17 protein-coding genes, 3 pseudogenes and 1 riboswitch are annotated in these 18,663 nt (G+C 55.6%); of the genes and pseudogenes, 12 read left to right on the top strand and 8 right to left on the bottom strand.

The genetic code is table 11. From position 1 onward, the window contains the following. Positions 1–108: 108 nt before the first annotated feature. Genes frdA through frdD form a run of 4 tightly spaced genes read left to right on the top strand, consistent with a single transcriptional unit; the run spans position 109 to position 3,375 of the window. Positions 109–1,866, top strand: coding sequence for a fumarate reductase (quinol) flavoprotein subunit (frdA, locus tag ACTBDZ_RS07125; RefSeq protein ID WP_438814802.1), 1,758 nt, complete (start codon positions 109–111; stop codon positions 1,864–1,866). Beyond that, a complete protein-coding gene (locus tag ACTBDZ_RS07120) occupies positions 1,859–2,596 on the top strand; it encodes a succinate dehydrogenase/fumarate reductase iron-sulfur subunit (RefSeq protein WP_438814801.1) in 738 nt (245 codons plus the stop codon). Before frdA ends, ACTBDZ_RS07120 begins: the two co-directional genes overlap by 8 nt. An 11-nt stretch (positions 2,597–2,607) precedes the next feature. Further along, complete coding sequence (frdC, locus tag ACTBDZ_RS07115; RefSeq protein ID WP_438814800.1) at positions 2,608–3,003, top strand: fumarate reductase subunit FrdC; 396 nt, start codon at positions 2,608–2,610, stop codon at positions 3,001–3,003. Between the two features lie 15 nt (positions 3,004–3,018). Beyond that, positions 3,019–3,375: a fumarate reductase subunit FrdD gene (frdD, locus tag ACTBDZ_RS07110; protein WP_438814799.1), complete on the top strand. Its 357-nt coding sequence runs from the start codon at positions 3,019–3,021 to the stop codon at positions 3,373–3,375. Between the two features lie 7 nt (positions 3,376–3,382). Here frdD and ACTBDZ_RS07105 read toward each other — a convergent pair. After that, positions 3,383–4,481, bottom strand: a pseudogene (locus tag ACTBDZ_RS07105) (MFS transporter); the annotation flags it as partial. Between the two features lie 110 nt (positions 4,482–4,591). On the opposite strand from ACTBDZ_RS07105, the gene ACTBDZ_RS07100 reads away from it, so the two are divergent. Next, a complete protein-coding gene (locus ACTBDZ_RS07100) occupies positions 4,592–5,038 on the top strand; it encodes a winged helix-turn-helix transcriptional regulator (RefSeq protein WP_438814798.1) in 447 nt (148 codons plus the stop codon). Between the two features lie 58 nt (positions 5,039–5,096). Here the strand turns inward: ACTBDZ_RS07100 and ACTBDZ_RS07095 are convergent, their stop codons facing one another. Both ACTBDZ_RS07095 and ACTBDZ_RS07090 read right to left on the bottom strand, forming a co-directional pair. Then, positions 5,097–5,450 (bottom strand): DMT family protein, encoded by a 354-nt coding sequence (locus ACTBDZ_RS07095; protein WP_222159796.1) that lies wholly within the window; start codon positions 5,448–5,450, stop codon positions 5,097–5,099. Between the two features lie 171 nt (positions 5,451–5,621). Beyond that, positions 5,622–5,753, bottom strand: a complete 132-nt coding sequence (locus ACTBDZ_RS07090) for an entericidin A/B family lipoprotein (protein WP_195316105.1) — start codon at positions 5,751–5,753, stop codon at positions 5,622–5,624. A 167-nt stretch (positions 5,754–5,920) separates the two neighbouring features. Between ACTBDZ_RS07090 and ACTBDZ_RS07085 the strand changes: the two genes are divergently transcribed. After that, positions 5,921–6,325, top strand: coding sequence for an SRPBCC domain-containing protein (locus ACTBDZ_RS07085; RefSeq protein ID WP_438814797.1), 405 nt, complete (start codon positions 5,921–5,923; stop codon positions 6,323–6,325). Between the two features lie 152 nt (positions 6,326–6,477). Next, positions 6,478–7,418 (top strand): annotated as a pseudogene (locus ACTBDZ_RS07080) (DMT family transporter). Positions 7,419–7,450: 32 nt separating this feature from the next. On the opposite strand, the gene ACTBDZ_RS07075 reads toward ACTBDZ_RS07080, so the two are convergent. Together ACTBDZ_RS07075 and ACTBDZ_RS07070 are read right to left on the bottom strand one after the other, a co-directional pair. Then, complete coding sequence (locus tag ACTBDZ_RS07075; RefSeq protein ID WP_438814796.1) at positions 7,451–8,626, bottom strand: MFS transporter; 1,176 nt, start codon at positions 8,624–8,626, stop codon at positions 7,451–7,453. Further along, positions 8,623–9,855, bottom strand: a complete 1,233-nt coding sequence (locus ACTBDZ_RS07070) for a serine hydrolase domain-containing protein (protein WP_438814795.1) — start codon at positions 9,853–9,855, stop codon at positions 8,623–8,625. The genes ACTBDZ_RS07075 and ACTBDZ_RS07070 overlap by 4 nt, the downstream gene beginning before the upstream one ends. An 89-nt stretch (positions 9,856–9,944) precedes the next feature. Between ACTBDZ_RS07070 and ACTBDZ_RS07065 the strand changes: the two genes are divergently transcribed. Further along, positions 9,945–10,832, top strand: a complete 888-nt coding sequence (locus ACTBDZ_RS07065; protein ID WP_438814794.1) for a LysR family transcriptional regulator — start codon at positions 9,945–9,947, stop codon at positions 10,830–10,832. Positions 10,833–10,975: 143 nt separating this feature from the next. On the opposite strand, the gene efp is transcribed toward ACTBDZ_RS07065, so the two are convergent. Continuing rightward, entirely contained in the window at positions 10,976–11,542 is a 567-nt protein-coding gene (gene efp / locus ACTBDZ_RS07060; RefSeq protein ID WP_438814793.1) for an elongation factor P, read from the bottom strand. Between the two features lie 40 nt (positions 11,543–11,582). On the opposite strand from efp, the gene epmB reads away from it, so the two are divergent. Then, positions 11,583–12,614 carry an EF-P beta-lysylation protein EpmB gene (epmB, locus tag ACTBDZ_RS07055; protein WP_438814792.1) on the top strand — a complete coding sequence of 344 codons (1,032 nt, stop codon included), beginning with the start codon at positions 11,583–11,585 and terminating at the stop codon, positions 12,612–12,614. A 56-nt stretch (positions 12,615–12,670) separates the two neighbouring features. On the opposite strand, the gene ACTBDZ_RS07050 is transcribed toward epmB, so the two are convergent. Further along, positions 12,671–13,012, bottom strand: coding sequence for a DUF4156 domain-containing protein (locus ACTBDZ_RS07050; protein WP_438814791.1), 342 nt, complete (start codon positions 13,010–13,012; stop codon positions 12,671–12,673). A gap of 57 nt (positions 13,013–13,069) precedes the next feature. Next, a complete protein-coding gene (gene pgi / locus ACTBDZ_RS07045) occupies positions 13,070–14,719 on the bottom strand; it encodes a glucose-6-phosphate isomerase (protein ID WP_438814790.1) in 1,650 nt (549 codons plus the stop codon). 181 nt (positions 14,720–14,900) lie between these two features. After that, a riboswitch (Lysine riboswitch) is annotated at positions 14,901–15,108 on the top strand. 132 nt (positions 15,109–15,240) lie between these two features. Here pgi and lysC point away from each other — a divergent pair. The 3 genes and pseudogenes from lysC to ACTBDZ_RS07030 form a co-directional block, all read left to right on the top strand. Next, positions 15,241–16,599: a lysine-sensitive aspartokinase 3 gene (gene lysC / locus ACTBDZ_RS07040; RefSeq protein WP_438814789.1), complete on the top strand. Its 1,359-nt coding sequence runs from the start codon at positions 15,241–15,243 to the stop codon at positions 16,597–16,599. 84 nt (positions 16,600–16,683) lie between these two features. Then, entirely contained in the window at positions 16,684–17,607 is a 924-nt protein-coding gene (panS, locus tag ACTBDZ_RS07035) for a ketopantoate/pantoate/pantothenate transporter PanS (protein WP_438814788.1), read from the top strand. A gap of 361 nt (positions 17,608–17,968) precedes the next feature. After that, a pseudogene (locus tag ACTBDZ_RS07030) lies at positions 17,969–18,546 on the top strand (anion permease); the annotation flags it as partial. Between the last annotated feature and the right edge of the window lie 117 nt (positions 18,547–18,663).

The raw sequence follows: 18,663 nt of genomic DNA, 5'->3' as shown, positions 1-18,663 counted from the left end.
GCCTTGTTATAGGAGGGCCAGTTAGTGATTTTAAAATTTTGTTTTGCCATGGAGACCTGATTTTGAAACAACTATGGTGATCTGTTCCGATGATTACCCAAACTTTCTATTTATTCAACAAAGCCTGCGGCAATCGCTGCCGCTGAAGCTAATCCCCAACTGAAAATTGCGCTGATATCAAAAGTCTACCCAATGCGTAGCCACACCGTGGCCGCCGAGGGTGGTTCAGCCGCAGTCACTCAGGATCACGATAGTTTTGATTTTCACTTCCACGACACCGTTGCTGGTGGCAACTGGCTCTGCGAGCAAGATGTCGTTGAACATTTTGTTCATCAATGTCCACAGGAGATGATCCAGCTAGAACAATGGGGTTGCCCCTGGAGCCGTAAACCCGACCGTTCCGTCAACGTCCGTCGTTTTGGCGGTATGAAAATTGAGCGCACCTGGTTTGCAGCGGATAAAACCGGCTTCCACATGCTGCACACCCTGTTCCAGACCTCACTGAAATACCCGCAAATCCAACGCTTTGATGAGCACTTTGTGTTGGATATTCTGGTCGATGACGGTCAGGCGCGTGGTCTTGTCGCCATCAACATGATGGAAGGCTCGCTGGTGCAAATCCGCGCTAACGCGGTCGTGCTGGCGACCGGCGGTGCTGGCCGCGTTTACCGTTACAACACCAACGGCGGCATCGTCACCGGTGACGGCATGGGCATGGCGTTCCGCCACGGCGTGGCGCTGCGCGATATGGAATTCGTGCAATATCACCCGACCGGCCTGCCGGGTTCCGGTATCCTGATGACCGAAGGCTGCCGTGGTGAAGGCGGTATCATGGTCAACAAAGATGGCTACCGCTATCTGCAAGATTACGGCATGGGACCAGAAACGCCGCTCGGCGAGCCGAAAAACAAATATATGGAACTGGGCCCGCGCGACAAAGTATCACAAGCCTTCTGGCACGAATGGCGTGCAGGCCGCACGGTGTCCACCCCGTTGGGCGACGTGGTGTACCTCGACCTGCGTCATCTGGGCGAGAAAAAGCTGAAAGAGCGTCTGCCGTTTATCTGCGAACTGGCAAAAGCCTACGTTGGCGTCGATCCAGTGAAAGAGCCGATTCCGATTCGTCCGACGGCGCACTACACCATGGGCGGCATTGAAACCAATCAGGATTGCGAAACCACCATCAAAGGGCTGTTTGCGGCAGGCGAATGTTCTTCGGTGGGCCTGCACGGTGCTAACCGCCTTGGCTCCAACTCACTGGCAGAACTGGTGGTGTTTGGTCGTATGGCCGGGGAAAATGCAGTGCGCCGTGCGCAAGAAGCGGCACCCGCCAACGGCAGCGCGCTGGATGCGCAAACACGCGATATTGAGCAGCGTCTGCATGACCTGATGAATCAGGAAGGCACGGAAAGCTGGGCAAAAATCCGCGACGAAATGGGCATGTCGATGGAAGAAGGTTGCGGTATTTATCGCACCACCGACCTGATGCAGAAAACCGTGGATAAACTCGCTGAGCTGAAAGAGCGCTTCAAACGCGTGAAAATTCACGACCATTCCAGCGTCTTCAACACCGACCTGCTTTACAACATCGAACTGGGCCACAGACTGGATGTCGCTGAATGTATGGCACACTCTGCTATCAACCGTAAAGAATCACGCGGCGCACACCAACGTCTGGACGAAGGTTGCACTGAGCGCGATGACGTTAATTTCCTGAAGCATACGCTGGCGTATTACAACCCGAACGGCGCACCGCGTCTGGCCTATGGCGACGTGAAGATCACCACGCTGCCACCGGCAAAACGCGTGTACGGTGCCGAAGCGGAAGCCCAGGAAAAGAGCAAGAAGGAGCAAGCGAATGGCTGAGTTAGCTACCCTGAAAATGGAAGTCATGCGCTATAACCCGGAAACCGACAAGGCACCGCACGTCGAGACGTTCGACGTACCTTACAGCCGGGAAACGTCCCTGCTGGATGCGCTGGGTTACATCAAAGATAACCTGGCATCGGACCTCTCTTACCGTTGGTCCTGCCGTATGGCTATCTGCGGCTCCTGCGGCATGATGGTAAATAACGTGCCGAAGCTGGCGTGCAAAACCTTTTTGCGCGACTACGCGACCAGCGGTATGAAGGTGGAAGCGCTGGGCAACTTCCCGATCGAGCGCGATCTGGTGGTCGATATGACCCACTTTATCGAGAGTCTGGAAGCCATCAAGCCTTACATCATCGGCAACAACAAAACGCCGGCTGACGGCGCCAACAAGCAGACACCGGCGCAGATGGCGAAATACCATCAGTTCTCCGGCTGCATCAACTGTGGCCTGTGCTACGCCGCGTGCCCGCAGTTTGGCCTTAATCCTGAGTTTATCGGCCCGGCTGCCATCACGCTGGCACACCGTTACAACCTGGATAACCGCGACCACGGCAAGAAAGAGCGCATGCCGCAACTGAACGGTAAAAACGGTGTCTGGAGTTGTATCTTTGTCGGTTACTGCTCAGAAGTGTGTCCGAAGCATGTCGATCCTGCCGCTGCTATTCAGCAAGGTAAGGTCGAAAGCGCCAAGGACTTCATGATCGCTATGCTGAAACCGCAATGAGGGAGGCAACAATGACAACCAAGCGTAAAGCATACGTTCGCAGCATGCCTGCAAGCTGGTGGCAACGGCTCGGGTTCTATCGCTTTTACATGCTGCGCGAAATGACCGCCGCTCCCGCGGTATGGTTCAGCATTGTGCTGATCTATGGCGTGTTTTCGTTGAAACACGGCGCAGAAGGCTGGGCCGGATTTGTCGGCTTCCTGCAAAACCCGCTGGTGCTGCTGATTAACATCATCGCACTGGTGGCGGCAGCTATTCACACCAAATCCTGGTTTGAACTGGCGCCCAAAGCCAGCATCATCATCGTCAAAGATGAAAAAATGGGGCCAGAGCCGGTTATCAAAGGGCTGTGGGCTGTAACCGTCATCGTCACGCTGGCTATTCTCACCATCGCGTTACTATTCTGATTGGAGGGGAACAACGTGATTAATCCAACGCCAAAACGTTCCGATGAGCCTCCCTTCTGGAGACTGTTCGGTGCCGGTGGGATGTGGACCGCCATTTTCTCACCAGTGATTATCCTGCTGGTCGGGGTGCTGCTGCCGCTGGGGATGTTCCCCGACGCGCTGAGCTATGAGCGCATCGCCGCTTTCTCCCATAGCCTTATCGGGCGGCTGTTTCTGCTGCTGATGATCATTCTGCCTATCTGGTGTGGTTTGCACCGTCTGCATCACCTGATGCATGACCTGAAAATCCACGTTCCGGCAGGAAAATGGGTGTTCTACGGTTTGGCAGCCATCCTGAGTGTGGTCACCGTGATCGGTGTCGTCACTCTGTAACACGCCATCCGCTGCCCAGCGCATAAAACAGCATATAGAGAAGAGCAACCAAACGGCTATGTGCCTCAGGCCGGGCACGAAATATCAGGCTTTGGTTGGTTACGTGCAGCGCCTGCCCGCCCAGATCGAGCAGCGCAATCCCCACTACCAGCGCCCACAGCGATGCATCCATCAGCGACAGAGACCACCATGCCAGCAGTAATGCCAGCAGCGCAAACGCACTGGTGTGCTGAGCATATCCTCGATCCGCCCATCGTCCGGCGCGCGAGGCAGCCAGCACGCCAGCCACGCCCACCAGCCCAAAAGCACCAATCACCGCGTGCGAGAACCCAATAAGGCGGCGCGCTCAAGGGCAACACTAGCGCACTCCAGAAAATGTTGAAGGCGGCAAACATCAGCAATGCCAACATGCCACGGACTTTCAGCACCCTCTCCTGTCGCAGTAGCGTCAACACCGACGCAATCAGTTGTGGATAGCTCATGCGTTGCGGTGAGGGAGGCAAAACCGGTAACCGTAGCCATAACGGTAGCTCTGTCGCTACCATCAGTACCGCAGCACCGCAGTAAACACCTCGCCAACCCGCAACATCGCTTACGCCTTCCGCAAACACCCGCGCCAGCAACAGGCCTATAAACACACCGCCTTGCGTTGCGCCAACAACGCGCCCCCGTTCATGGGAGGCGGCGGCGCTGGCAGCATAGGCGATTAACCCCTGTGTCATCGCGGTTCCCAGTAGTCCAATCGCCAGCATTCCCACCAACAGCACCGGTGTAGACGATGCCATGCTAACGATGAACAAGGCTGTCACCAGCGTCACGAGTTGCATGATCATCAAGCGACGACGTTCAACGCGATCGCCTAATGGCACCAGCAGTAACAGTGCTAGGGCACAGCCAACCTGAGTCGCCGTGACCACTCCACCGACCGTGGCCTGACTGATACCAAAATCCACCGCCAGCGCATCAAGCAGAGGCTGGGCGTAATAGACATTTGCCACGCTCAAGCCACTGGCGATAGCAAACAGCACTATCAGGCTGCGCGGCATATCAGCTGGCTGGATCAGCGAGCTGTTTTGATTCAACGGTGATGTGAGGGAACGCTTCATCATATGACGCCACAAAATCCAGTTGCAAAATAAAACCGATTGAATGCTAGGTTATCTGGTTTTAAAATGCAACTTGATTGCTGTTCCACACCAAACGGCCAGGAAATGCCATGCCAAACCGTGAAACCATAAACAACGAACCTTGTCCCGTTGCACGCTGTGTCGATGTGGTTGGCGATCGCTGGTCGCTGCTCATTGTGCGTGATGCCTTTGATGGCGTGCGCCGCTTCGGTGATTTTCAACGCAGCCTGAGCGTGGCGCGCAACATCCTTTCCGATCGTCTGCGCAAGCTGGTTAATGCAGGCATTCTAGAGATGCAGGACGCCTCAGACGGTACGGCTTATCAGGAGTACGTACTGACGTCTGAAGGAGAAAAGCTGTTTCCGGTGATAGTGGCGCTGCGACAATGGGGAGAACAACACCGGTTCAAGCCCGGTGAGCAGCACTCAGATCTGATTGATACGCGCACGGGCAACCCGATTCCCTACATGGTGCCGCATGCCGAGGATGGTTCTGTATTGATGCCAGCGACGGCTGTCGTGCGGAAATTAGCCTAAGGTAAAACACAGCTGGTTACACAAGCCAGCCGTAGCGATAGGGGAAATGCAGCAACAATTACCCCAGGATCTTATCTTTGAACATGAAAAATACCGCGCCCAACAAGCAGAGACCGGCCCAGATGAAATCGGTACGGAACGGCTCTTTCAAAATAATCATTGAGAACGGAATAAATACCGTCAGGCTGATCACTTCCTGCAAAATCTTTAGTTGCCCCGCAGAGGCCACCTGATAGCCGATGCGGTTGGCTGGCACCTGCAACAGGTATTCAAACAACGCAATTCCCCAACTGACCAGTGCGGCAATCAGCCAGGTACGTCCACTGAAATAACGCAAATGACCATACCAGGCGAACGTCATAAACACATTGCTCAGGGTCAGCATGCCTACAGTAATAAACAACGGCGACATCGTACTTCTCCATCCATTCCGCTACGCAAAATACCCGTTTTTCTGCCGGCCACGAGAGTGGCGTGAAGAATGATCACGGATATATCACTGCGGTGGGCAGGCTGTCTATAGGATGACGCCGCTCAGCGTCCCTTCATCGCCATGTAGCGCAATGTTCGGACCGTTTATTGACTACTGCGCACTGCGTTGAATGGCTTTCCCACCCGCTTCGACATCCTGCCCAATACCTCGGGTGGTATTACAAGCGGTCAACGCAGAGAGCATCAGCAATGAGGCAAGAATAAGCACGCTTTTTTTGAACATGGTTATTTTCCTTCTCAAGGGAGAGGTAAAAGGGAAAGTAATACTACCGAGGCGATCTCCACCGCCTTCAGTAAGCGTAGTCAATCCTGCCGCGATAAGCGTTTTTTGTTCCGGTGTCATTGAAAATAGGCGGCACACTGGCATTCACACTTATCAGGAGCCATGCCATGACACTGTCAATCCCCCAACCTGCGGATACCCGCAATCTTGTGATTACTCGAGTGCTGGACGCCCCGCGACATGCAATATGGCGTGCCTGGTCAGACCCAGAATGGCTCAAAGTCTGGTGGAGCCCCAAACCGGGCACGACTGAGGTTATCGCCCTCGATCTGCAACCCGGCGGGGCATTTCATACCCGGATTCAGGGACCGGACGACGATCGCAGTGAACACATCGGGTGCTTTTTGGAGGTGATCCCCCACGCCCGTATCGTGTTCACGTCGATGCTGACCGCAGGCTGGCGGCCGGCCATCCCCGAATTGGCCTTTACCACGCTCATTTCGTTGTCTGACTACGCGCTAGGCAGTTGCTGTACCGTTCAGGTTATCCATCAGGACGAAAACACACATTAAGAGCATGAAAAATAAGTTTTTTTAAGGATGTAACACGGCCATCAGCCAATTGGAGGAGGTCGCCTGTACACTACGCTAGACAACGAGGGGGATGGCTTATCGACAACATTCCCCCTATGATGGAAAGCTGATCTCTTTTGTCTGAACCTGCAATGCAACGTTACTTTTCTGCCATCCCCCATCCCATACTGGGCATCAAACCCCAGGAGTGGGCGTTAATCCTGATCACACTGGTGTGGGGAACCACCTTTTTAGTGGTTCATCTGGCCATGCAGCACAGTGGTCCTCTGTTTTTTGTTGGGCTGCGCTTTACCACGGCCGGTATCATCAGCCTTCTGGTCTTTCGGCGCGCATTGGCGGGGCTAACGCTTCAGGAGTGCTATGCGGGTTTTGCCATCGGGGCGAGTATCCTGCTGGGCTATGGTTTACAAACCTATGGACTGCAAACCATCACCAGCAGCCAATCGGCGTTTATTACCGCGCTGTATGTCCCTCTGGTGCCGCTGCTGCAATGGCTGGTGCTACGGCGACGCCCCGGCGTCATGAGTCTGGTGGGGATTGTTTTCGCGTTTGTCGGCCTGATGCTGTTGGCAGGACCCGATGCGGGCCATCTCAGTATGAGTCAGGGCGAATGGGCCACGCTGCTCAGTGCGCTGGCGATTGCGGCCGAAATCATTCTTATCGGCCATTTCGCCGGGAAAGTCGATGTGCGCCGGGTGACTACCGTACAGTTGCTGTGACGGCGGGACTGCTATCACTGTTGCTGATGCCGGTAAACGGTGAATCGTTGCCCGCCTTCTCCTGGGCTTGGTTGCTGGGCGGCATCGGCCTCGGTGCCGCCAGCATTGTGATTCAACTGACCATGAACTGGGCGCAAAAGGCAGTGTCCCCTACGCGTGCCACCGTCATCTACGCCAGCGAACCGGTGTGGGCGGGCATTGTCGGTCGTCTGGCTGGTGACCGTTTGCCCGGCTTAGCGATTGTGTGTGCCGCGCTGATTGTTATCGGGGTGCTGGTCAGCGAACTGAAACCTGCACAGTGGTTACGCCGCAAGAAAGTGCCTGCCTGTAGCACAGAGCGCGAAGGGGTTTGACAGTGGCTGAGGGTGCCGACCCGACTGGCGTTTCAACTCGGCATCGCGCGGAAACCCTGCTGCCGGGCAGCCCAGACCACGATCAGCGTTGCCGTTAGCAGCACCAAAAGCGTCGGAGAGAACGCCGCAACGCCCAGACTGTCCAGCAACAGCCCGCCAAGGATACCGCCGCCAGCAATCGCCAGATTCCAGGCCGTCACCAGCATCGATTGCGCCACATCGGCCGCCTCTCCGGCGGTTTTGGCGATGGCGGTTTGAAACAGCGTTGCCGCACCGCCGAATGCCAGCCCCCACACTGCCACTGCCGTATACACCACGACAGGCATATCACCCGCAACACCAAGCGCCAGCGCAGACAGACCGAACAATAGCGTGCTGGTCAGCGTCAACGTACGCAAATGCCGGTCAATCAGTACGCCAATGATCCAAATCCCCAGCAACGAGGCGACGCCAAACACTAGCAGTATCACGTCCGTGCGTTCGACCATGCCCGCCGCCGCCAAGAACGGGGCAATGTAGGTGTAAAGGATGTTGTGCGCTAACACAAAGGCCAATACCACGAACAGTACCGGACGCACCCCGGAGATGGTAAACACAGCCCCTAACGACAACCGCTTGCCCGCAGGCTGCCCGGCAAAGTCGGGAACCTGAACACGCACCCACAGCATAAGCAGTAACGCCAATGCGCTCATGAGACCAAAACACATCCGCCAGCCCACCAGATGGCCTAAAAACGTTCCTGCTGGCACGCCGAGCGACAGCGCCAAGGGCGTGCCGACCATGGCGATAGCAATGGCGCGTCCCTTCTGGTCGTCCGGTACCATACGTGCGGCGTAACCGGCCAGCAATGCCCACAATAGCCCGGCTGACACTCCCGCCAGAAAGCGAGCCACCATCGTCAGAAGATAGCTGCCGGAGAATGTCGTAACGGTATTGGCAATCGCGAAACCCGCCAGGGCCGATAACAGTAGTGGACGCCGGCGCATGCCTTGCGTGGCCGCCGTCAAAGGGATCGCCGCGACCAGTGAGCCGATGGCATAATAGAAGGTGACAGTCTGGCCCACCCAGGCTTCGGACACCGCAAGGCCTTGCGCCATTTGCGGTAACAGCCCCGCAGGCAAGGCTTCGGTCAGGATGGTGATGAAGGCTGCCGTGGCTAACGCCAACAATGAAGCCAACGGCAAGCGCTCCTGTTTACGGGATGTCATTGTGCTTCCCCCAGCGCCCCGTACACCGCATCTCGCAGATCGGTAACGAAATGGCCCGACATGCCTTCATACAGCGTATTGGTAAACGCCACGACGCTCAGACCTTGTGCACGATCCACAAACCAGGCATGGCCGTAAGCACCGCCCCAACGCCAGGTTCCCAGCGATTCTGGCGAATCCGCAAACCGGGGATCGCGTAGCACAGAAAACCCCAGGCCAAAGCCGAACCCTGGCGCATTAGGCAGTTCCAGCCCATGGGTCTGGTCTCGGCCCATCTCTTCAATCAGAGCATCGGGCAATAGCGTACTACCGCCCTGACGCAGGGTTTCGAGCAGATAAAGGAGGTCCCTGGCGGTGCCCGCCATGCCTGTGCCCCCTGAAGGGAAGGCTTCAGCATCGAAGATTCGCGCCGGGCTATACGTAATACCGACCACCCCCTCAAAGGCAGAAACGGTTTCGCCTTCAGCCAACTGATGGGGTTGCGTTGTGTCATTCACATAGGCCGTCGCCACACGTTGCGGATCGTCAACGACGAAGCCGGTATCCACCATACCCAGCGGGCCGGTCACAAGTTCACGTACCGCCTTGTCCAGTGACGTGCCCTGAACACGCGCAATCAAGGCCCCCAGCACATCCGTCGCCAGCGAGTACCCCCAGGCAGTGCCCGGCGTATACAGCAGTGGCACGCTGGCGAGACGACGCAAATTCTCATCCAGCGTAATACCGGATGCATCCATACCATCCGATATTCCAGCCTGCGCGTAGGGGCCATTTGCATCCGCCTCGAAGAAGCGGTAACTCAGTCCTGCGGTATGGCTGAGTAACTGCCGCACCGTGATCGACGCGGCTGATCCATCGGGCAACCAAGGCTGAAATTCGGGCAGCCAGCGAGAGATACTGTCATCCAGACCGAGTTTTCCCTGAGCCACCAGCACCAGTGCCGCCGTCGACACGATGGGTTTACTCACCGACGCCATCCGAAAGATCGTGTCCAACGCCATCGGCTGTGCGTGTTCACGATCGGCCCATCCGGCCGCCTGCTGGTAAATCAACGCACCGTGGTGCGCCACCAAGACAACGCTACCCACCAGACGATGCGTCTCCAACGCCTGCTGGATAACATCCTGAATACGGGTGGAGAGATGCGCAAAGGGAACACCTGAGCGCAGAGGAGAGAGAGGAGTCGTCACGTTAAAGTCCTTGATTTCATCGGTTGCTAAATCGGGCATGCCTTGACGATAGAGAACTTGTGACTCAAGAAAAAGATGGATACAGTTCCTTGCTATGCGGAATAAAATGTCCGCAATGGGAGGGCGATATGGACAGCCTTAACGGCTTTGTGGTGTTCGTACAGGTGGCAGAAACACGCAGCTTTGTGGCAGCGGGACGGTTGCTAGGGGTGTCAGCCTCGGCCGTCGGCAAGAGCGTGGCACGCCTGGAAGAAAAACTGGGCGTACGCCTGTTCCATCGCAGCACGCGTAACATTACCCTGACGGCTGAGGGCACCCTGTTTCTGGAGCGCTGTCGGCGCATTCTGGCCGAGATCGAAGCCGCAGAGTTAGATCTACAGGCCAACGGCACACCGCGTGGGCGCTTGCGAGTGAGCCTGCCGCTGGTCAGTTCGCTGGTACTGCCGGTGCTCAGTGAATTTATGCATACATATCCAGAGATCGAGCTGGATCTCGATTTCACCGATCAGATCGTCAATGTGATCGAAGAAGGCTTTGATGCAGTGGTGCGCACCGGTAAGCCACACGACTCGCGCCTCACCGCTCGTCGGCTTGGCGCCTTCCGTTCGTTGCTGGTCGCGTCTCCCGACTATCTGGCGCGGCAGGGCACACCGCAAGTGCCTGCCGACCTGCTGCGACACCGCTGCTTGCACTATCGCTTTCCCCACAGCGGCAAGCTGGAGCCTTGGGCGTTGCGACTCGCTCCCGGAGAGCCACCGTTGCAACTGCCTACGGCGATGATCTGCAACAACATAGAGACGCGCGTGTGCTTCGCACTGCAAGGGTTGGGTATCGCCTATCTGCCGGACTTCTCTATTCGCGATCTGCTGGCCGGTGGCCGATTACAGCCCATTCTGGTCGATTATGTGGAGCGCACAGGCGTTTTTCACGTGCTGTGGCCCGCGAGCAAACATCCGTCGCCGAAGGTACGCGTACTGGTAGATTTTCTGTGCGAGCGGGTGTTTCCCGGTTCGTAAGCTTACGCCTTGATATCTGAAGGTGCGCGTCCTGTCATGAAGCAGAGATCGGGGCTGAATGGGCAGCAAACGTTAGCATTGGCCGGATGCGGGACAAAAAAAACCGCCAGCAAAGCCGACGGTGTTTTTTGGCAGAGAAGTGCTTATTTCACGCGGGAAACATATTCGCCAGAACGCGTATCCACTTTGATCACTTCGCCAATCTGAACAAACAACGGCACTTTTACCACGACACCGGTGGTCAAGGTTGCCGGCTTACCGCCAGTCCCTGCTGTATCGTCCTTCAGACCCGGATCGGTATCCACGATCTCCAGTTCCACGAAGTTTGGCGGCGTTACCGAAATCGGTTGGCCGTTCCACAACGTCACGATACATTCAGCCTGATCCAGCAGCCATTTGGCGTTGTCGCCAACAGCTTTGGAATCAGCGGCCAGTTGTTCAAACGTTTCATTGTTCATGAAATGCCAGAACTCACCGTCGTTATACAGGTAGGTCAGGTTCATATCAACCACATCAGCACCTTCGGCGCTGTCGGTGGATTTGAAGGTTTTTTCAATCAGTTTGCCGGTCAGCAAACGGCGCATTTTCACACGCGCGAAAGCCTGCCCTTTACCTGGCTTAACGAATTCACTGGATTCGACAGCGTAAGGCTCGCCTTCAAACATGATTTTAAGACCGGAACGAAAATCGTTGCTAAAATAAGTCGCCATAAAGGCCCTCTACTATTTGATACTGGTACTCAGCCAAAAAATGGCACACATTGTAACCCTAAAACCCCATCCCAGAGAAGATTGGTTGCATCAACTTGCGGATGTCATTACCGATCCTCTCCAACTTTTGCACTTTTTGGCGCTGGATGACCACCCTGAACTACGTAAAGGGGCGCAAGCGCGCACGCTATTTCCCCTGCGCGTACCCTGGTCCTTTGCCGCGCGGATGCGCAAGGGGGACCCTCTCGATCCGCTATTACTGCAAGTGCTGACCGCGCAGGACGAATTCGTGGTGACCCCCGGGTTCAGCGTCGATCCGCTTGATGAACAGCACAGCGTGGTGCCTGGATTACTCCATAAATACCACAACCGCGCCTTGTTGCTGGTCAAAGGCGGCTGCGCGGTCAACTGCCGCTATTGCTTCCGTCGCCACTTTCCCTATCAGGACAATCAGGGCAACAAGAGCAACTGGCGTCAGGCGCTGGACTATATTCGCCAGCATCCTGAACTGGATGAAATTATTTTCTCCGGTGGCGATCCGCTGATGGCGAAAGACCATGAGTTGGACTGGCTTATCAGCGAACTGGAAACCATCCCTCACGTACAACGCCTGCGTATTCACAGCCGGTTGCCGGTGGTGATCCCGGCGCGAATTACCGAGGCGTTGTGTCAACGCTTATCGCAAACGCGCCTTCGCGTGCTGCTGGTGACACACATCAACCATGCCAACGAGATAGACAGCGAACTGAGTGAAAGTATGGCACGTTTGCGTCAGGCTGGCGTTACGCTGCTGAATCAAAGCGTATTGCTGCGCGGCGTGAATGATAACGCCTCGACGCTTGCGGCGCTGAGCAACGCGCTGTTTAACGCGGGCGTACTGCCTTACTACCTGCACGTGCTGGACAAAGTACAAGGTGCAGCGCATTTTCTGGTGAGCGATGAGGAAGCACGCGACATCATGAAAAAACTGCTGTCGCAGGTCTCCGGCTATCTGGTACCGCGTTTGACGCGTGAGATTGGTGGGGAAGCCAGCAAAACGCTGCTGGATTTGCAGTTGCTGAAGCCCAACTAACCGAAATCCTTCACAGGCGGCGGCTCAGCGAGCATCCGCCTGTGAAGGCCTGTCGCTTAGGGACAGTGATAAACCTGCCCGACCAGCTTGCTATCAAGCGGTGCGAAGCTCGACCAGAAGCTTTCGCTGGAACTGGTGGCGCCATAGATAACGTTGCCGCCGAGCGCCGCCGCCTTGTTACGCAGATCGTTGGCCGCGCCGCGCTGAGCGTTACCCTCATCATGACCCGTTAACCAGGTGGACTGCGCGCCTGTCACCTGACCCACCAGACGACATTCGCTGCCGGGTTGCTTATCGGTAAACTTGACCGACTGCCCGGCTGAACTCAATTCTGTGCTGGTGCTGCATCCCGCCAGTAAAACCGCCACGGCGATGCCCAGTAAAGCACGTTTCTGCATACGTCCCTCCATGTTGGTGACAAAAGGGGGGATATCCCCCCTATCGGCGTCCACGACTCAGGCGCGCCAGTTTTTAAAGCGGTTAATCAAACCGTTGGTCGAACTGTCGTGGCTACTCACCGGCTGGTCATTTTCCAATTCCGGCAAAATGCGGTTGGCCAGTTGTTTGCCCAACTCAACGCCCCACTGATCGAAAGTATAGATGTTCAGAATCGCACCCTGGGTAAAGATTTTGTGTTCATACAGCGCGATAAGCGCGCCCAGGCTGTAAGGCGTTATTTCGCGCAACAGGATGGAGTTGGTTGGGCGGTTGCCTTCAAACACTTTGAACGGCGCAACATGCTCAACCTGTTGCGCCGTTTTTCCCTGCGCGGCAAACTCGGCTTCCACCACCTCACGGGATTTACCAAATGCCAGCGCTTCGGTCTGGGCAAAGAAGTTAGAGAGCAGCTTACCGTGGTGATCGCCCAGCGGGTTGTGGCTCACCGCCGGTGCGATGAAATCACACGGCACCAGTTTGGTCCCTTGGTGAATCAACTGATAAAACGCATGCTGCCCGTTAGTGCCCGGCTCGCCCCAGATAATCGGTCCGGTTTGGTAGGTCACTGGATTACCATCGCGATCGACATACTTACCGTTGGACTCCATGTTGCCCTGCTGGAAGTAGGCCGCAAAACGGTGCATGTACTGATCGTAAGGCAGGATCGCTTCGGTTTCCGCGCCAAAGAAATTGTTGTACCAGATCCCGATCAGCGCCAGCAGCACTGGCAGATTTTTCTCAATGGGCGTGGTGACAAAATGCTGATCCATAGCGTGCGCGCCGCTCAGCAATTGCTCAAAGTTGTCAAAACCGATGGAGAGGATAATCGACAAGCCGATGGCAGACCACAGCGAGTAGCGACCGCCGACCCAATCCCAGAATTCAAACATGTTAGCGGTATCAATACCGAAAGCGCTGACCGCGCTGGCATTGGTGGAGAGCGCGGCGAAATGCTTGGCAATATGCTGCTCACCCTGCGCGGTTTTCAGGAACCAGTCGTGCGCCGAATGGGCGTTGGTCATGGTTTCCTGCGTGGTGAAGGTTTTTGAGGCCACCAGCACCAGCGTAGTTTCCGGGTTCAGCGTTTTCAGGGTTTCAGCGATGTGTGTGCCGTCAACGTTGGACACGAAGTGCATGTTAAGGTGGTTCTTAAACGGCCGCAGAGCTTCCGTCACCATGAAGGGGCCAAGATCCGAACCACCGATGCCGATATTCACCACATCGGTAATCGCCTTGCCAGTGTAGCCTTTCCAGCTACCGCTGATGATACGCTCGCTAAAGCCCTTCATCTTCTGCAATACCGCATTGACCTCTGGCATCACATCTTTGCCATCCACCACAATGGGCGTATTGCTACGGTTACGCAGCGCAACGTGCAGCACCGCACGATCTTCGGTGCGGTTAATTTTCTCACCAGAGAACATCGAGGCAATAGCCTCGCTCAACTGGGTTTCGCGCGCCAGAGTGAGCAACTTATCCAGCGTTTCCTGAGTAATACGGTTCTTGGAGTAGTCCACCAGCATCAGGTCATCAAACGTGGCGGAAAAGCGTGAGAAACGATCCGGGTCCTGAGCAAACAGTTCGCTGATTTGCACCTGTTCAATCGTGGAAAAATGCTGTTGCAGAGCGCGCCATGCGGCAGTTTGGCTGGGATTGATATTTTTCATAACAACACTCTTGTCTCCGATAATAAAATCGCTAAGGCTGAATCGATTGTATCCCTTATACCACCAGTTGCGATCCCTTTTCTTGCTATTACGCATTTCCCTGCGGTTACCGGTTGACAGCCGCAAGATAACCCGTTATTTGTAAGCGTGAACTTATGCATCCACGCCGAAGGCGGTTGCATAAGCCAGAAGAGGAGCGCCGCCCAGGTAATTTATCCGAGGATCCGTAAATCCAGTGACGATAAACCAGGGGGAGCGGTGCCGAGATGATGGGCAATACGGGAATGCCATCATCGACTACAGGGGCTGAATCCTCTGGGTTGTCACCAGCAACGTGCCGGTTATTAATACAAACTGCACGTTCAGCAAGGTGGAGCGCTTCTGGGTGTACCGTAGTGACGCTTACTTATCTACGCCTGCTCCCTGCTTACCGCTCTCTCCTTGTGCCAAGGCTGATTTTATGGACGGCTGATGTGCGACAACTATCGCCACAGCGCCCCTGACACGAGGTTTTTTTAGTTATGTCTACAACCACTTCTCTGAGAATCGCTAAATTTGGCGGCACCAGCGTAGCCGATTTCGACGCCATGAACCGCAGTGCGGATATTGTGTTGGCCGATCCTGCGGTGCGCGTTGTCGTGCTTTCCGCCTCTGCCGGCATCACTAACCTGCTGGTTGCCTTAGCGGAAGGCGTGGCGCAAGAACAGCGCGATGCCCATCTGGGAAAAATTCGTCACATCCAATATGCCATTATCGATCGTCTGAGCCATCCGCAAGTGATCCGTGAAGAGATCGATCGCATGTTGGAAAACGTGGCGCGCCTGTCTAAAGCCGCTGCGCTCGCCACCTCTAACGCCTTGACCGATGAGTTGGTCAGCCACGGCGAATTGATGTCAACGCTGCTGTTCGTTGAGATCCTGCGCGAACGCCACATCAGCGCCGAGTGGTTCGATGTGCGCAAAATCATGCGTACCAACGATCGCTTTGGCCGCGCAGAGCCGGATTGCGACACGCTGGGCGCATTGACGCGCAGCCAGTTGCAGCCGCGTCTGGCAGAAAGCCTGATCATTACTCAAGGGTTTATCGGCAGTGAGGCCAAAGGCCGCACCACGACGCTAGGCCGTGGCGGCAGCGATTACACCGCCGCTCTGCTGGGCGAAGCATTGAACGTTGACCGCATCGATATCTGGACTGACGTTCCCGGCATCTACACTACCGATCCTCGCGTGGTGCCCACGGCGCACCATATCGACCAGATCACCTTTGAAGAAGCGGCGGAAATGGCGACGTTTGGTGCCAAGGTGCTACACCCCGCTACGCTGTTGCCCGCCGTGCGCAGCGATATTCCGGTGTTCGTTGGCTCCAGCAAGGATCCTTCTGCCGGCGGCACCCTGGTGTGCAATAAAACAGAAAATCCACCGCTGTTCCGCGCGCTGGCATTGCGCCGTAAACAAACGCTGCTCACCTTGCATAGCCTGAATATGCTGCACGCACGCGGCTTTCTGGCAGAAGTGTTCAGCATTCTGGCGCGCCACAATATTTCGGTGGATCTGATAACCACTTCGGAAGTGAACGTTGCTCTGACGCTGGACACCACCGGTTCCACCTCTGCGGGTGACGGCCTGCTCTCCAGCGCCATTCTGACCGAACTTTCTTCCCTGTGCCGCGTCGAGGTGGAAGAGAACTTGTCGCTGGTCGCGCTGATCGGCAATCAGCTTTCTCAGGCGTGCGGCGTCGGCAAAGAGGTGTTTGGCGTACTGGAGCCGTTTAACATTCGCCTGATTTGCTACGGTGCCAGCAGCCATAACCTGTATTTCCTTGTGCCGGGCAACGACGCAGAGCGCGTGGTGCAGACGCTACACCACAGCCTGTTTGAATAACGCCCTGCCATTGCACCCAAAAAAAACCGGCCTCTGGGTCGGTTTTTTTATCTGGACCCTCATAGTGATAAGGATAGATATTTTATGCTCGCCATGTTGACTCGGCTGTTTCCGTTATGGGCCGTTTTGCTCTCCGTTGCCGCCTATACCTCACCAGACACCTTTACCGGCATCAGCCCCCATATCAGCACGCTGCTGATGCTCATCATGTTCGCCATGGGCGTGACCCTGCATATCGGGGATTTTAAGCGGGTGCTCACGCGCCCAGCCCCGGTTGCCGCCGGGATATTCCTGCACTATCTGGTGATGCCGCTCGCCGCCTGGGTGTTAGCGCGTGCGTTTAACATGCCGCCTGACCTCTCGGCAGGTATGGTGCTGGTGGGCAGCGTTGCCAGCGGCACGGCGTCAAACGTGATGATCTACCAGTCTAAAGGCGATGTCGCCCTGTCAGTCACCATTTCATCCATCTCGACGCTGGTTGGCGTGTTTGCCACGCCGCTGCTGACCCGGCTGTATGTTGATGCCGCCATCAGCGTGGACGTGATGGGCATGTTGCTCAGCATCCTGAAGATCGTGGTGATCCCGATCGGCGCAGGTTTGATTGTTCACCACCTGTTCAGCGGTGTGGTAAAACGCATTGAGCCCTATCTGCCAATGCTTTCGATGGTGTTTATTCTGGCGATTATCAGCGCCGTGGTCGCAGGCAGCCAGAGCCATATCGCGTCCGTCGGTTTTATGGTGATTATTGCCGTCATACTGCACAACGGCATTGGCTTACTGGGCGGGTACTGGGGGGGCAGACTGTTCGGCTTTGACGGGTCTACCTGCCGCACGTTGGCTATCGAAGTCGGCATGCAGAACTCCGGCCTTGCCGCCACGCTGGGCAAGATGTACTTCTCTCCACTCGCCGCTCTGCCCGGCGCGTTGTTCTCCGTGTGGCACAACCTTTCCGGCTCCCTGCTGGCAGGCTACTGGTCAGGAAAATCGTTGGAAAAAGAGAAACCGTAACCGGTTTACCCGCCAGACAATGCCTAACAAGCGAGGGGTTGTCTGGCGGGAATGTTAAGCAAAGTATAAGAATTATTTACACACCGGTTAGCGAAGCTCTTTTCAGGCGTTTCGCGCTTTTTTTACTCACCCCGCACGGCATCTGCCTTTGCCATATTTTGTCACACTTAAAACGTGACGCGCTTCACATAATTATTTAACTAACAATATTTATAAAAACCGATTCAAATCAATAAGCGTGTCATTTTCATCCCGCGTTTTCTAGCAGTGCGGCTATGATCGCTGATAACCCTGTAACCCTTAGGGATTACACTGATTACAGCTCCTCCTTCAGACACCTATCAAGTTGTAAGGAAAACGGATGAAGACCAAAACGTCGTATGGCCTGAATTGGCTTGCTTTGGCGATTATTCTGCTTATCGCCGCCTTTTTCTGGCACCTGTCCCCACCAACCGGCCCCAGCGCTCCCGCCTGGCATTCCGCAGTGATTTTTGTCGCCACCATCGTCTCTATCGTGGCTAACGTGCTTCCCATTGGTGCCATCGGCATCATCAGTATGACGCTGTTTGCGCTGACGGCAGCCGCAGGCGATACCAGCGCCAGCGGCGCTATTCAAACCGCGTTGAGCGATCTGAACAGCTCCCTGATTTGGCTGATCGTCGTGGCATTTATGATCGCACGCGGCTTTATCAAAACCGGACTAGGCCGACGCATCGCATGAGCGGCGTGCTGCGCTGGGAGGACATCAAAAGCGAAAAAGGGGCCTGGGATACGTTAATCTGGTTTGCCGCACTGCTGATGATGGCCAACCAGCTTAAAAAGCTGGGCTTCACTACCTGGTTTGGCGATCTGATTGGCGGCAGCGTCGGTCATTTGATGGCCGGAACCAGTTGGGTTCTGGTGTTACTGCTGCTGAACGCCGCCTACTTTTATATGTATTAGTCGCGACTTGATCTGACACTGGACCTTGCAAGGTTGAGAGTTACCGGTTTTGATATGGGTGTCCAATCCTTATACAAAACACGAGGTAACTCTCATGATTCATACTAACAATCC

It is taken from the genome of Symbiopectobacterium sp. (genome assembly GCF_051710365.1).
Classification (GTDB): Bacteria; Pseudomonadota; Gammaproteobacteria; order Enterobacterales; family Enterobacteriaceae; genus Symbiopectobacterium.
The sequence above is the reverse complement of the archived record's forward strand: the minus strand, read 5'-3'. Positions and strand labels throughout refer to the sequence as shown.

Bases quoted from the DNA above. Each gene is read 5' to 3' on its own strand.
- ACTBDZ_RS07120 (WP_438814801.1), top strand. From the start codon at position 1,859: ATGGCTGAGTTAGCTACCCTGAAAATGGAAGTCATGCGCTATAACCCG.
- frdC (WP_438814800.1), top strand. From the start codon at position 2,608: ATGACAACCAAGCGTAAAGCATACGTTCGCAGCATGCCTGCAAGCTGG.
- ACTBDZ_RS07100 (WP_438814798.1), top strand. From the start codon at position 4,592: ATGCCAAACCGTGAAACCATAAACAACGAACCTTGTCCCGTTGCACGC.
- ACTBDZ_RS07095 (WP_222159796.1), bottom strand. From the start codon at position 5,450: ATGTCGCCGTTGTTTATTACTGTAGGCATGCTGACCCTGAGCAATGTG.
- ACTBDZ_RS07090 (WP_195316105.1), bottom strand. From the start codon at position 5,753: ATGTTCAAAAAAAGCGTGCTTATTCTTGCCTCATTGCTGATGCTCTCT.
- ACTBDZ_RS07085 (WP_438814797.1), top strand. From the start codon at position 5,921: ATGACACTGTCAATCCCCCAACCTGCGGATACCCGCAATCTTGTGATT.
- ACTBDZ_RS07075 (WP_438814796.1), bottom strand. From the start codon at position 8,626: ATGACATCCCGTAAACAGGAGCGCTTGCCGTTGGCTTCATTGTTGGCG.
- ACTBDZ_RS07070 (WP_438814795.1), bottom strand. From the start codon at position 9,855: ATGCCCGATTTAGCAACCGATGAAATCAAGGACTTTAACGTGACGACT.
- ACTBDZ_RS07065 (WP_438814794.1), top strand. From the start codon at position 9,945: ATGGACAGCCTTAACGGCTTTGTGGTGTTCGTACAGGTGGCAGAAACA.
- efp (WP_438814793.1), bottom strand. From the start codon at position 11,542: ATGGCGACTTATTTTAGCAACGATTTTCGTTCCGGTCTTAAAATCATG.
- epmB (WP_438814792.1), top strand. From the start codon at position 11,583: ATGGCACACATTGTAACCCTAAAACCCCATCCCAGAGAAGATTGGTTG.
- ACTBDZ_RS07050 (WP_438814791.1), bottom strand. From the start codon at position 13,012: ATGCAGAAACGTGCTTTACTGGGCATCGCCGTGGCGGTTTTACTGGCG.
- pgi (WP_438814790.1), bottom strand. From the start codon at position 14,719: ATGAAAAATATCAATCCCAGCCAAACTGCCGCATGGCGCGCTCTGCAA.
- lysC (WP_438814789.1), top strand. From the start codon at position 15,241: ATGTCTACAACCACTTCTCTGAGAATCGCTAAATTTGGCGGCACCAGC.
- panS (WP_438814788.1), top strand. From the start codon at position 16,684: ATGCTCGCCATGTTGACTCGGCTGTTTCCGTTATGGGCCGTTTTGCTC.